At 70.4% G+C, this 13,148-nt stretch carries 13 protein-coding genes; 9 read left to right on the top strand and 4 right to left on the bottom strand.

All coding sequences use genetic code 11. From position 1 onward, the window contains the following. The first annotated feature begins 15 nt into the window (after window positions 1-15). From ABB55_RS21715 to ABB55_RS21725, 4 genes are all read left to right on the top strand, one after another. Complete coding sequence (locus tag ABB55_RS21715; RefSeq protein ID WP_054360682.1) at window positions 16-429, top strand: phage major tail protein, TP901-1 family; 414 nt, start codon at window positions 16-18, stop codon at window positions 427-429. A gap of 59 nt (window positions 430-488) precedes the next feature. Beyond that, window positions 489-875: a gene transfer agent family protein gene (locus ABB55_RS21720; protein WP_054360683.1), complete on the top strand. Its 387-nt coding sequence runs from the start codon at window positions 489-491 to the stop codon at window positions 873-875. A 5-nt stretch (window positions 876-880) separates the two neighbouring features. Next, window positions 881-1,036, top strand: a complete 156-nt coding sequence (locus ABB55_RS29175; protein ID WP_244472095.1) for a phage tail assembly chaperone — start codon at window positions 881-883, stop codon at window positions 1,034-1,036. 679 nt (window positions 1,037-1,715) lie between these two features. Beyond that, window positions 1,716-2,300, top strand: coding sequence for a phage tail tape measure protein (locus ABB55_RS21725; RefSeq protein ID WP_054360684.1), 585 nt, complete (start codon window positions 1,716-1,718; stop codon window positions 2,298-2,300). A gap of 121 nt (window positions 2,301-2,421) precedes the next feature. Here the strand turns inward: ABB55_RS21725 and ABB55_RS21730 are convergent, their stop codons facing one another. Next, window positions 2,422-2,742, bottom strand: coding sequence for an HP1242/YdcH family protein (locus tag ABB55_RS21730; RefSeq protein ID WP_338053657.1), 321 nt, complete (start codon window positions 2,740-2,742; stop codon window positions 2,422-2,424). A gap of 108 nt (window positions 2,743-2,850) precedes the next feature. Between ABB55_RS21730 and ABB55_RS21735 the strand changes: the two genes are divergently transcribed. Both ABB55_RS21735 and ABB55_RS21740 read left to right on the top strand, forming a co-directional pair. Beyond that, window positions 2,851-3,501 carry a DUF2460 domain-containing protein gene (locus ABB55_RS21735; RefSeq protein ID WP_054360686.1) on the top strand — a complete coding sequence of 217 codons (651 nt, stop codon included), beginning with the start codon at window positions 2,851-2,853 and terminating at the stop codon, window positions 3,499-3,501. Beyond that, window positions 3,498-4,391, top strand: a complete 894-nt coding sequence (locus tag ABB55_RS21740; protein WP_054360687.1) for a DUF2163 domain-containing protein — start codon at window positions 3,498-3,500, stop codon at window positions 4,389-4,391. The genes ABB55_RS21735 and ABB55_RS21740 overlap by 4 nt, the downstream gene beginning before the upstream one ends. Before the next feature lie 14 nt (window positions 4,392-4,405). Here the strand turns inward: ABB55_RS21740 and ABB55_RS21745 are convergent, their stop codons facing one another. The 3 genes from ABB55_RS21745 to ABB55_RS21755 all read right to left on the bottom strand — a co-directional run bounded on the left by ABB55_RS21745 (window position 4,406) and on the right by ABB55_RS21755 (window position 7,076). Beyond that, window positions 4,406-5,209: a glycosyltransferase family 2 protein gene (locus ABB55_RS21745; RefSeq protein ID WP_160321287.1), complete on the bottom strand. Its 804-nt coding sequence runs from the start codon at window positions 5,207-5,209 to the stop codon at window positions 4,406-4,408. Window positions 5,210-5,323: 114 nt separating this feature from the next. After that, a complete protein-coding gene (locus ABB55_RS21750) occupies window positions 5,324-5,959 on the bottom strand; it encodes a class I SAM-dependent methyltransferase (RefSeq protein WP_160321288.1) in 636 nt (211 codons plus the stop codon). A 406-nt stretch (window positions 5,960-6,365) separates the two neighbouring features. Next, the gene (locus tag ABB55_RS21755) at window positions 6,366-7,076 is read right to left on the bottom strand and encodes an outer membrane protein (protein ID WP_054360690.1); all 711 of its coding nucleotides are present in this window, start codon (window positions 7,074-7,076) and stop codon (window positions 6,366-6,368) included. 578 nt (window positions 7,077-7,654) lie between these two features. Between ABB55_RS21755 and ABB55_RS21760 the strand changes: the two genes are divergently transcribed. From ABB55_RS21760 to ABB55_RS30490, 3 genes are read left to right on the top strand one after another with little or no spacing between them, the layout of a single operon-like run. Then, window positions 7,655-8,095: an NlpC/P60 family protein gene (locus ABB55_RS21760; protein WP_054360691.1), complete on the top strand. Its 441-nt coding sequence runs from the start codon at window positions 7,655-7,657 to the stop codon at window positions 8,093-8,095. Continuing rightward, window positions 8,095-12,000 carry a baseplate multidomain protein megatron gene (locus ABB55_RS21765; RefSeq protein WP_083463835.1) on the top strand — a complete coding sequence of 1,302 codons (3,906 nt, stop codon included), beginning with the start codon at window positions 8,095-8,097 and terminating at the stop codon, window positions 11,998-12,000. Before ABB55_RS21760 ends, ABB55_RS21765 begins: the two co-directional genes overlap by 1 nt. Next, window positions 11,997-13,130, top strand: coding sequence for a DUF2793 domain-containing protein (locus tag ABB55_RS30490; protein WP_054360692.1), 1,134 nt, complete (start codon window positions 11,997-11,999; stop codon window positions 13,128-13,130). Before ABB55_RS21765 ends, ABB55_RS30490 begins: the two co-directional genes overlap by 4 nt. The last annotated feature ends 18 nt before the right edge of the window (window positions 13,131-13,148 follow it).

A 13,148-nucleotide genomic window follows, 5' to 3' on the forward strand; every position in this document is an offset into this window, starting at 1 on the left:
CCCGAGGGGGACATCATGGCCGTCCAGGCCGGCAAGGACCTGCTCCTGAAACTCGACGAGACCGCCACCGGCAGCTTCGTCACCGTCGCCGGCCTGCGCAGCCGCCGGCTCGCCTTCTCGACCGGCGCCGTCGACGTGACCCATGCCGACAGCCCCGACCGCTGGCGCGAACTGCTCGCCGGCGCCGCCGCCAAGCGGCTGTCGGTCTCCGGCGCGGGCGTGTTCAAGGACGCGCCGTCGGATGCCGCCGTGCGTCGCCTGTTCTTCGAGGCCCTGATCCGCCCCTGGCAGATCGTGCTGCCGGATTTCGGCACGCTGGAAGGCCCGTTCCAACTGGTCTCGCTCGACTATGCCGGCGACCACGAGGGCGAGATCAGCTGGGACATGGGCCTGGAATCGGCCGGCGCCATCACCTTCACGGCCGCCTGACGCGCCCGGGCGCCCTGACCGCCAATGCGAGTCCACTTTCAACAACGAGGAGACAGCCGATGCCCAATGCACGACGGGGCGAGGTCGAGGCCGTGATCGACGGCCGGCCGCGCATTCTGGTCCTGACCCTCGGCGCGCTGGCCGAGCTGGAGGCGGCCTTCTCGGTCGCCGACATGGTCGCGCTCGGCGAGCGATTCGGCGCCGGGCGGCTCGCCGCGCTCGACCTGATCCGGCTGATCGGGGCCGGGCTGCGCGGCGCCGGGGAGGCAGTGACCGATCTCGACGTGGCCGCCATGCGCTTCGAGGACGGTGCGCTCGGCGCGGCCGGGCTGGCCGGGCGCCTGCTGGCCGCGACCTTCGGGCAGGCGCAGCCTGCCGGCGAAGGAGGGTCGTCGGTGGCGGCTGGCCCTTTTGCGGCGAGCCCTTTCCCTGGGACGACACCCTGAGCTTCGTGGTCGGCCGGCTCGGCCTGGCGCCGTCCGCCTACTGGGCGATGACGCCACGCGAATTGTCGGTCGTGCTCGCCCCGCATGTCGGGCCGGCGCCGCTGCGCGCCGCCGATCTCGCCACCCTGGCGGCCCGCTATCCGGATCGGGCGCCCGGCTGAGCCCGCCGGTCGACTTTGCTGGTCTGGCGCGACCGGCCGATCCCCTGGCCGCCCGCGCGCCGGTCTCCCGGCTTTCCCCTTCGCCCCCTTCGGAGGGAGAAGGGATTAACCCGTTGATGGATCGTGAAAAAGCCGGCCGCCGATCGCTCGGCTCCATCCCCTCCGCCCCCTGTACGGGGGACGGGGCCCGAAGGGCGGATGAAGGGGCCGGGACCTTGAAACAGTTGCGGAATTTCCGGTTCAGGCTGCTGCAGGCCGCATCGCTCCCCGCCCGTGGTCCCGAACGCCTGGTCCGAACCGCCGGTCCAACATTGCGCCGCTTGATCGGCCCCCCTCATCCGGCCTTCGGCCACCTTCTCCCCCCCCCTGGGGGGAGAAGGGGATAACCCGTTGATGGGCTGTGCAAAATTGGGTGTTCGATCCCGTGGCCGGGCTGTCCGGGCTTGGATCCGGGATCGCATTCTCGGAGTCCCTGAACGCCGGGACGCGGTTCTCCGCGGCCCCGATCCCGCGGCCCCGTCCCCCTGTATCCGACCGGAGCACCGCCCGGCCGATTCCCCTTGCCGCCCGCGCGCCGGTCCCCCCCGACCGGTGCCCCGCCCGTGCGGGCGGCCCGGATGGCGGCCGTCTTCCCTCCCGGGCGGCCGCCATCCCCCCCTTTTTGCGGAGATCTGATCCGATGACCGACAGCCTCGGCGATGTCGCCGCCACCTCCGACCAGCTCGCCGGCACGCTCGGCGAACTCGGCACCCTGTCGCGCAGCTTCGGGCTGGCGCTGTCCTCGGCCTTCCGGGGGGCGGTGATCCAGGGGCGCGAGCTCGACACGGTGCTGCGCGGGATCGCCTATCAGATGTCCGATGCCTCGCTCGCCCGCGCCCTGTCGCCGATCACCGGCGGCATCACGTCGGGGCTGGAAAGCACGGTGTCGAGCCTGTTCAAGCCGGCGACCGGGTTCCGGCTCGGCGGCGTCCTCGGCGGCGGACGGGTGATGCCCTTCGCGGCCGGCGGGATCGTGTCGCAGCCGACCTATTTTCCGCTTGCCGGCGGGCGCACCGGGCTGATGGGCGAGGCCGGCGCGGAGGCGATCATGCCGCTCAGGCGCGGGCCGGACGGCCGGCTCGGCGTCGCGGCGGCGGGCGGTAGCGCCCCGGTCTCGGTGACGGTCCATATCGAGACCCCGGACATCGAGGGCTTCCGCCGCTCGGAGGGGCTCGTCGCAACGAAATTAGCCCGCGCCGTCGGACGGGGACGGCGCGGGCTGTAACACCGGGCCAAACGAGGAGGGGCTCTGGCACCGGTGTGTTCGGATCACGGGACGGCTTCGAGTGAAGTCGGCCCGCTTCTCCCGAACGCGTCAATCTCTCGTCTTCGATCGATCCCGGCGCTCAGGATGCAGGGGAAGCGCTCAGCATCGACTGGATTTCGTCGAGTAGTTTCAGCCGCTGCTTCTTGGCCTTTTCGATCTCTTCGTCGGCTGTCGGCTCGATATTGGTTTCCATGCGATGAACCTGGCGATTCAGCTCGTGATATTCGTCCGCCAGGCGGGCGAAATGCCGATCCGACTGCTTCAGTTCATGGATCCGATCGGCAAAGTCGGGCAGCTGGTCCGCCAGTTCATTGTGCGTATGCGTCATCGGCTCTCCCTTGGGGTCGCTTGTCTCCGGAGCCTCGCGGGATCCGGACGCGGCGCTGATCTTGAGGCCCACCCGCTGCCGCCCGAGGGCTGCGCCGGGGCGCGGTGTCGATGGTCGATCGATAGCCCGGCGGAATGCGGCGGGCGTTGAGGAAGATCAAATCTGACGCGGAGTTTGCCCATGACGGCCCCAGTCGCCTTCCACGAGGTGCTGTTTCCGGCGCCGGTCGCCTTCGGGGCGAGCGGCGGGCCGGAGCGGCGCACCGATATCGTGCCGCTCGCGTCCGGCTTCGAATCGCGCAACCAGCGCTGGGCCGATTCGCGCCGCCGCTACGATGCCGGCACGGGGCTGCGCAGCCTCGACGACCTCGCCGAACTGGTCGCCTTCTTCGAGGCGCGGCGCGGACGGCTGATCGGGTTTCGCTTCCGCGACGGCCTGGACGACCGTTCCTGCCTACCGTCGGCCCTGCCGGGTCCGCTCGATCAGGCGATCGGCACCGGCACCGGCGCGCAGCCGGTCTTCGCGCTCGCCAAGACCTACGGGACGGGCGAGGCGGCCTGGGTCCGGTCCATCGCCAAGCCGGTGGCGGGCTCGGTCCGCGTCGCGGTCGGCGGGATCGAGCGGACCGAGGGGCTGCATTTCTCGGTCGATCCGGCGACCGGCCGCGTCACCTTCGCGCCCGGCGCGATCCCGCCGGAGGGCGCGGCGGTGACGGCCGGGTTCCGCTTCCATGTGCCGGTGCGCTTCGATACCGACGCGCTCGACATCGACGTCGCCGGCTTCCTGGCCGGCCAGGCGCCGTCCGTGCCGCTGGTGGAGATCCGCCCGTGAAGACGCTCTCCGCCGGTCTTGCCGCCCATGTCGCCAGCCCGGCGACGACGCTCGCCACCTGCTGGACGCTGACCCGGCGCGACGGTGTCCGGCTCGGCTTCACCGATCACGACCGGCCGATCACGCTCGACGGCGTCGTCCACGAGGCGGCGAGCGGGCTCGGATCGAGCGAGGACGTGGCCGCGGCGGGCCTGTCCGTCGGTGGCGCGGAGGTCTCCGGCGCGCTGGCCTCGGCGGCGATCGCGGAAGCCGACATCGCCGCCGGGCTCTATGACGGCGCGCGGGTGACGGTGACCCGGGTCGACTGGCGCGATCCGGCCGAGCATGTCGTGCTGCGCATCGCCACCATCGGCGAGATCGTCGAGCGCGACGGCGCCTTCCGGGCCGAATTGCGCGGGCTTGCGGCCGAACTCGACCAGCCGCGCGGCCGGCTCTACGGCCATCGCTGCGACGCCGCGTTCGGCGACGGGCGCTGCGGCATCGATCTCGCCGCCGCCGGCTGGCGCGGTACCGGCACGGTCGTCGTGGCCTCGAGCCTGCGCAGCCTGACGGCGTCCGGGCTCGCCGCCTTCGCGGCCGGCCTGTTCGATCGCGGCCGGCTCGTCTTCACCGGCGGCGCCAATGCCGGCCGCGCCGTCGAGGTCAAGTTTCACGACCTCGCCGCGGGGCTGGCCAGGCTCGAGCTCTGGCAGCCGATGGCCGCGCCGATCGCCACCGGCGACGGTTTCACGGTCACGGCCGGCTGCGACAAGCGCTTCGCCACCTGCCGCGACCGCTTCGGCAACGCCCTCAATTTCCGCGGCTTCCCGCACATCCCCGGCAACGACTTCGTGCTCGCCCATCCGGGCCGGTCGCGCCTGCCCAATGACGGCAAGGCGCTGGTCCGATGACCGCGGTCCGGCGGTCACGCCTTCGTCCAGCTCCAGAAATGCGTCTTCCGGGGCGCCGTCTTGATGAAGTCTTTCGACGTCCAATGCGGAAGGCGATGCAGTTCGGCGGCCGGGGGCAGCTGCAGGTCCTCGGGTCGAAACTGGGCACGACTGCGGTGCCAGCCCTTGAGCCAGTCCTCCTCGGAGAAGCGGCGTCCGAGATACTTCTCCTGTGCGTGCAGCGCGCTCAAGACGATGTAGTGGCGCAGGATGAAGTCTTGGCCATGAAGATTCAGCGCGGCGCCGGTCAGCTTGTGGCCGCCCCTGGTCTGGTTGTCGAGGCCCGCATCGCGCTTCCAGGCGCGCATCAGGCGCGGATAGGATGGCTGGAAGAAGTAGTACTGAAGCATCGCCTCGTGGCAGGTGCGCGCATCGAAGCTTTGCTGGTCCGTCGGCACAAACACGAACTCGTCGAAATTGATCGCATTGGCTCCGGCTGCGTCCGCGGCGGAAATTCCCTCCAGCAGGGACTGGCCGGGATGCGGCGAGCAGAGCCATTCGTCGGCGTCGACATGCACGATCCAGTCATGGGGCGCCTGCCGGCCGAGTTCGGCCTTCATCCGCAGCTGGTCGGTCAGCGAAAACGACCCGCGCCAGGGCAGGTGTTCGATCGACAGCAAGCCCCGGCCGAGAAGGTCCGCCGCCGCGGCCCGGGTGCCGTCGGTCGACTCGTGATCGATGAGAACGACGTCGATCCTGCTTTCGATCAGAAGCCGGATGGTGCGCAGAGCGTGGTCCCGCTCGTTTCGTGCGCAAAGAATGGCAAGCGCGGAAACCACCGACGACTCCGTCACGGTTCAGACCAAGGCTACCGAATTCATCCGCCGGCCGCGCACCCGGCGCGCGTGCGGGTCTGCGCGGCAGGCCGCATGTCCCCTGTCGGGTGCCGTCGATTAGGGCGGCCCCGGACGCTCGCCGGGCGGTTCGGAACGGTCGTGCCCCCGGAGCGCCTGCAGGGCCGCGATCGTCTCGCCGTCCCGGCTCAGCGCGTAGGTGCCGATGGTCCAGGCGCCGCGGGTCTCGACCGCGCCGTCCACGACCGCCGGAAAGTGCTCCCGGATGCGCTCGTCGGAATAATCCTCGACGACATGGCGCTCGAACGGGTTGTCGAACACCGAGCCCTGCGGGCAGAAGCCCAGGGGGATGGATATGAAGAGAAGCCGGCAGCGCGGGAGCAGCCGGTCGACAAGCTCTTGCGCGTCCGAAGCCGACATGTGCTCGAGGACATCGCCGCAGAAGCACACATCGAACAGGCCGAGACGCGCGAGATCGACCCAGCGCGCGTCGGCAATGATCAGCCGGTCATATTTCTGCGCAAGTCCGAACTGCTCGACATAGGGCGCCCAGATTTCGACGCCGACCCATTCGGCATCCGCATGCCGCTCTCTGAAAAGCGAGGAATAGCGACCGACGCCCACGCCGATGTCGAGGACACGACGTACCGCTCCGGCCGCAGGGATTCTGGAACCGATCCAGGTCTTGCCGGCTATTGAGCTATACGGCATCGATCGGCCCTCGCAGATCGTCAACGGGATGACGTTGCCCCCGGCAAGGCGGAAGCGGCCGGCGCGGAACCGTCGAGGTTGCCTCGGATCCAAGGCGAGCCCGATGACGTCTCCGGGCCGCGCGCGGACACGCCTCGGCTGTGCGACCGCCTCTTCCTAGTGGACATCGAGAGTGGGGGGAAGAGAGGCTGCCGGGTGCCTGGCGGCGCGAATGCGCTCGATCCACAAGGCTGGCCGAAGCGCCGGCCATGTGGCAGCTGCCTTGCCAAAAAAGAAAGCCCCGCCGGTCGATGCCGCTCGGGGCCCGTCGATTCGATCGGGACGGAGGCCACCCCTCCGTCCCGATCGCCGGGACTGCTCGCATGTCCGTGTCGCGGCCGATCCGATCCGGAACCTGCAGGATGCCGATGTCGGATCGCGATCGTTCGCGTCAGAAGCGGTAGTTCACGCCCGCGCGGATGATATTGGCGCTGTCGCTCCAGGTCTGCTTGTAGCCGTCCTTGCCGGTGGTCGAGATCGTGGGAAGTTCAAGGCGCAGATATTCCGCCTTGAAGCTGACGTTCGGCAGCAACATCGCCTCGATGCCGCCGCCGAAGGTCGCGCCGAGCTGGTTCTTGTCCACGCAAGACACGTAGTCTTTGGCCTTTCCGCACAGGTTGGAGGCGCTCCACTCGGAGGTGTGCTCGACATTCGCCACCACGGCGCCGCCCGTGGCATAGATCAGGACATTGTCCAAGGTGACGCCGGCGCGCAGGCGAGTGGTTGCGAACCAATTCATCTTGGATTGAAGCAAAACACCACCATAGTACATCGTCGATTTCTTATCGAAACCGGAATAGCTCAAGTCCGCTTCGGCGCCGAGGACGAACGACTTGACCTGCCAGTTGTAACCGACGGTGCCGCCGGCCATCCACGACATGACTTTGACGGAACTCTTGCCCTGAAAGTCGAGATACGCGTCGGTGTGATCGACTGCAGCCGATCCGCCACCGGCCGTGACGCCGAGATAGAGGCCGGTCCAGGTCGCGATCGGGGAAGCGCCCGGCGCGACGACAACCGGCGCCTTGGAACCGAGATCGGCGGCGGCAGCACCGGACGCCATCGCCAGCAGCATGGAAGCCGCCATCCAGTATTGCTTCATGTCATATTCCCTTCTTCTTAACAGAAAGACGAAATCACCACGGCAAGGAAAATAACAGCGCCAAGATTTCAAGCAAACGGAGTGTCTCTGGTTTCGGATCACTGGCGTACCGAATTAATTCGGTCTATCAAAAATACAACAGCGATTGTGTTTCTGAGCAAAGTTCAGAAAAATACGGAAATATCTGTATTTATAAATATCGAAATACAGCAATTCCAAATCACGAAATGATCTTGGCCACGATATGTGGACACCGGATGACCCGTCACGTGCCGTGGCAGCCCCTCTGGCAGGACCTCTGGGTGACAGCCACCAGGTCCGGCCAGGGCTGGTGGTCGGACGGCCCGCCAGTCGGCTGCTTTCGGGGCTCCCCTCGACTCTCTGTTCTTGTGTGCGTCGCAGCATCGTTCCCCCTCATCCGGCCTTCGGCCACCTTCTCCCCCTTGGCAGGGGGCGAAGGGGAAGGGGCGCGGGATCGGGCGGATCGCGCGATCTGTCGGTTCGGCTTCCGACAACAATCATTGTGCAGCGCGGAATCGTCCCGTGCTCGTGGCCCAACATAGCAACGGAGGATTTCGATGGCGGTCGTGCAGCGGCAGCGGATCGTGGCGGTGGCGCGGTCGTGGATCGGGACGCCGTATCGGCATCAGGCGTCGCTGAAGGGCGTCGGGGCGGATTGCCTCGGGCTCATCCGCGGGGTGTGGCGCGAGGTGATCGGGCCGGAGCCGGAGGCGCCGCCGGCCTATGCGCGCGACTGGGCGGAGGCCGGCGGGCGGGAAGCCTTCGCGGAGGCCGCCGCGCGCCATCTGGAGCCAGTCGATGCGACGGCGATGCGGGCCGGCGACGTGATCCTGATCCGCTGGCGGCCGCATCTGCCGGCCAAGCATGCCGGCATCCTGACCGGGCCGGACGCCTTCCTGCACGCCTATGAGGGCGCGGCCGTCGTCGAGAGCCCGCTCGGGCCCTGGTGGCGGCGGCACGTCGCCCATGTCTTCGCCTTTCCGGGAGCGACCGACTGATGGCCACCATCCTGCTTTCCGCCGCCGGGCAGACGCTCGGCGCCTCGCTCGGGCCGGCCGGCGCGATTGCGGGCCGGGCGCTCGGCGCGATCGCCGGCGCGCTGATCGACCGGGCGCTGATCCGCTCGACGCTGCCCGACATGAAGGGCCCGCGCCTGTCGGATCTGGACATCCAGACCTCGACCGAGGGCAAGGCGATCCCGCGCGTCTACGGCCGCGTGCGCCTGACCGGCGAGATCGTCTGGGCGACGCGCTACGAGGAGACCTCGACCGAGCAGTCGACCGGCGGCAAGGGCGGGCCGACGCTGACCACCTACAGCTATTTCGCCAATTTCGCGGTCGCGATCTGCGAGGGGCCGGTGCATCGGATCGGCCGCATCTGGGCCGACGGGATCGAACTCGACCAGCAGGACTATGCCATCCGGTTCCATTTCGGGGCCGAGGACCAGGCGGCCGATCCGCTGATCCTGGCCCGCCAGCCGGGCGGGGCGCCGGCCTATCGCGGCGTGGCGATGGCGGTGTTCGAGCGCATGGCGCTGAAGAAATTCGGCAACCGCATCCCGCAGCTCGCCTTCGAGGTGATCCGGGTGGTCGACCGGCTGGAGCCGCTGATCCGCGCCGTCACGGTGATCCCGGGCACGACCGAGTTCGGCTACCACACCGCCAGCCTGCTCGGCGGGCTCGGCCCTGCCGGGTGGGTGCGCGAGAATGCCCATTCGAGCCTCGGCGTCACCGATCTGGAAGCCTCGCTCGACGAATTGCAGGCGCTCTGCCCGAAGCTCGAGACGGTCGCACTGGTGGTGTCGTGGTTCGGCGACGATCTGCGCGCCGGCCTCTGCCAGGTGCGGCCGGCCGTGGAGGCCCCCGACAAGGGCGGCAACGGGGTCTGGTCGGTCGCCGGGCTGACGCGGGCCGATGCGCCGGTGGTCAGCCGGGTCGACGGGAAGGCGGCCTTCGGCGGCACGCCGTCGGACGATTCGGTCGTCGCCGCGATCCGGGCGATCCGGGCGCGCGGGCTCAAGGTCTGCCTCTATCCCTTCCTGACCATGGACATTCCGGCCGGCAACGGATTGCCGGATCCGGCCGGCGCGGCGGAACAGCCGGCCTATCCGTGGCGCGGGCGGATCACCTGCCATCCCGCCGCCGGCCAGATCGGCAGCCCGGACGGCACGGCGGCCGCGGCCGCCCAGCTCGCGGCCTTCGTCGGGACGGCGGCGGTCGGCGATTTCGACGCCGACGACGAGGCGGTCGTCTATGACGGGCCGGCGGAATGGTCGTTCCGGCGCATGATCCTGCATTATGCGACGCTCGCCGCGATCGCCGGCGGGGTCGACACCTTCCTGATCGGCTCGGAACTGCGCGGCTTGAGCACCGTCCGGTCCGCGCCGGGAACCTATCCGTTCGTGGCGGCGCTGACCTCGCTGGCAACGGACGTGAAGGCCGTGCTCGGCAGCGCGACGGCGGTCTCCTACGGGGCGGACTGGTCGGAATGGTTCGGCCACCAGCCGGCCGACGGGTCCGGCGACGTGCATTTCCATCTCGATCCGTTCTGGGCGAGCCCGGATGTCGATTTCGTCGGCATCGACGCCTATTGGCCGCTCGCCGACTGGCGCCATGGCGGCGGTCCGGATGCGGACGCCGCCGACACGCCGCACGATCTCGGCCCGCTCGCCGCCGGCTTCGGCGCCGGGGAGGGCTTCGACTGGTACTATGCCTCGACGGCGGACCGGCTCACCGGCACGCGCACGCCGATTACCGACGGGGCGGCCGGCAAGCCCTGGGTGTTTCGCAGCAAGGACCTGAAATCCTGGTGGTCGAACCCGCATTTCGACCGCCCCGGCGGGGTCGAGAGCGCCACGCCGACCGCCTGGCTGCCGCAGTCGAAGCCGTTCCGGCTGGTCGAGACCGGCTGTCCGGCGGTCGATCTCGGCGCCAACCAGCCGAACATGTTCCCGGATGCGAAATCCACCGAGGCCGGGCTGCCGCATTTCTCGCGCGGCGGCCGCGACGACCTGATCCAGCGCCGCCTGCTGGAGGCGGTGCTGGCGCGCTTCGATCCGGATCATCCCGATTTCGACGCCGCCCACAATCCGCTCTCCGATCTCGACGGGCGGCGCATGGTCGATCCCGGCGGCCTGCAGTTCTGGACCTGGGACGCGCGGCCCTTTCCGCAGTTTCCGGCGCTCGCCGGGGTCTGGGCCGATGCCGCCGCCTGGCCGACCGGCCATTGGCTGACCGGCCGGCTCGGCGGGACCAGTCTGGACGGGCTGATCCGGGCCGTGCTGGCCGATACCGGCTTCACGGCGGTTGCCACAAGGGCGGTGCCGGGCCATCTCGACGGCTTCGTGATCGACGACCGGATGGCGCCGCGTCAGGCGCTGGAACCGCTGCTCGCCGCCTTCCAGGTCGACGCCCACGATGCCGGCACGCATCTGCGCTTCGCCGGCCGGGCGCGGCGGCGCGACGGCAGCCTCGGCCGCGACGACCTGGTCGACCGCGTCGACCGGCCGCTCGTCGAGCGGTTGCGCGCCGAGGCCGGCGACCTGCCGGGCGGCATCGACGTGACGGTGTCGGATGCCTTGCGCGACTTCCGGCGCACCACCGTCGCCTCGCACCGGCTGACCGAGGCGAGCCGGCGCGAGACGCGGGCCGACCTGCCCGTGGTGCTGCCGGTCGACGTGGCGGCCGGGCTGGCGGAAACCTGGCTGCAGGATGTCTGGTCCGGCCGGGAAAGCTGCGGCTTCGCGCTCGGTCCGGACCGGATCGCGGTCGAACCGGGCGACATCCTGGCTTTCGATGCCGGCGACCGGACGATGGATGTGATCGTCGAGCGGATCGAGGATGGCGGCGTCCGGACGATCGAGGCGCGCCGGGTCGACCGCGATCTCTACAGCCCGCAGCGCAGTTCCGGCCGGCTCGACAATGCCGAGGATGCCGCCGCCTGGGGCGCGCCGACCGTCCATGTGCTGGACATCGCCCATCTGGCGGCCGACGACCGGCCGGACCGCGCCTTCATCGCCGCCGCCGTCTCGCCCTGGCCGGGCGCGCTGGCGATCTGGCGCAAGACCGGCGCGGCCAGCTACGCGGCGATCGGCACCATCGAGGCGCCGGCGACGATGGGCACGCTCGCCGAGGCGCTGGCGCCCGGGCCGCTCGGGCTGTGGGACGACGGGTCGGGCCTGCTGGTCGATCTCCAGTCCGGCACGCTTGCCGCCCATGCCGAGGACGAGGTGCTGGCCGGCGCCAATCTGGCGGCGGTGCGCCATGACGGCGGAACCTGGGAAATCCTGCAATTCGCCCGCGCCGAACTGGTCGCCGCCGGCCGCTACCGGCTGACCCGGCTCCTGCGCGGACAGGGCGGCTCGGAGGATGCCGGGGCGGCGACGGCGCCCGCCGGCAGCGCCTTCGTGCTGCTCGATGCCCGCGTGGTCGCCTTGCCGACGGGGCGCGACGATGTCGGCGGCACGGTGACGCTGAAGGTCGGCCCCGAGCCGCGCGGCTATGACGACGCGGCCTATGTCACCGTGACGGCGGCGATCGGCGGACGCGGGCTGACGCCCTGGAGCCCGTGCGGGCTGAAGGCGATGCGCAGCCGCGCCACCGGGGATGTGACGCTCTCCTGGATCCGCCGCTCGCGGCTCGCCGGGGCCGATGCCTGGACGGCGGCCGACGTGGCGCTCGGCGAGGAGACCGAGCGCTACCGGCTGGAGATCCTGGCCGGTCCGGTCGCGGTCCGGACGATCGAGATCGCGACGCCATCCTTCCTTTGGACCGCCGCCGCCCAGATCGCCGATGTCGGCGCCACCCCGGTCGCGGTGACGCTGCGCGTCGCCCAGATCGGCACGGCGCTCGGCCCCGGCATTGCCCGACACGCCACCATCCCGATCGAAGAGGGACGCCCATGACCGCGACCGCCCGTCTTGCCCTGCCGCTGATCGAAGCCGGCCAGGCGCAGAAGCACGTCACCCACAACGAGGCCCTGGCCGCGCTCGACCGGCTGGTGCAGGCGCTGGTCCTCGATCGCGATCTCGCGGCGCCGCCGGCGAGCCCGGCGGAGGGCGCCGGCTACATCGTCGCGGCCAGTCCGACCGGTGCCTGGACCGGCCAGGCCGGCCGGATCGCCACCTGGGTCGACGGCGGCTGGACCTTCACGGTGCCGGCCGCGGGCCTGCGCGTCTGGCTCGCCGACGAGGCGCGGCTCATGGTCTGGACCGGCAGTGCCTGGGTCGACCCGGTTTCCGGCGCGATCGGGGCGATCTCGGCGCTGCAGAACCTGACCCGGCTCGGCATCGGCACCACGGCGGATGCGACCAATCCGCTCGCCGCCAAGCTCAACACCATGCTGTTCGCCGCGCTGGCGACCGGGGAGGGCGGCACCGGCGACCTGCGCCAGACCGCCTCCAAGGAGGCCGCCGGCAACACGCTGTCGCTCCTGTTCCAGACCGCCTATTCGGGCCGCGCCGAGCTCGGCCTCGTCGGCAGCGACGATTTCAGCCTGAAGGTCAGCGCCGACGGGGCGAGCTGGACCGAGGCCCTGAAGCTCGTCGCGGCCTCGGGCGACACCGTCGCCCGCGTGGTGCGGCCGGATGCCGACAATGCCCGCACGCTCGGCACGGCGAGCGCCCGCTGGTCGCAGATCTACGCCGCGAGCGCGACCATCAACACCTCCGACCGGCGCGAGAAGGTCGACATCGCCGAGGCCGATCTGGGGCTCGATTTCGTGCGCCGGCTGCGGCCGGTCAGCTACCGCTGGCGCGTCGCCGAGCAGGTCGCCGATCCGGCCGATCCGGCCGCGCCGCCGGTGCCGCGCGAGGGCCGGCGGCGGCATTTCGGCCTGATCGCCCAGGAGGTCGCGGCCGCGCTCGACGGGCGCGATGCCGCGCTCTGGGTGCGCGACGCCGAGACCGGGCTGGAAGGGCTGCGCTACGCCGAATTCGTCCCCGTCCTGGTCAAGGCGGTCCAGGACCTCGCCGGCCGGCTCGACCGGCTCGAACAAGGCGCGCGGCTCGACCAGCCCGCCCAGCCTGCCCTCTGATCCCGCCCCCCATTCCTC

Source organism: Prosthecodimorpha hirschii (assembly GCF_001305515.1).
In the GTDB taxonomy this organism is placed as follows: Bacteria; Pseudomonadota; Alphaproteobacteria; order Rhizobiales; family Ancalomicrobiaceae; genus Prosthecodimorpha; species Prosthecodimorpha hirschii.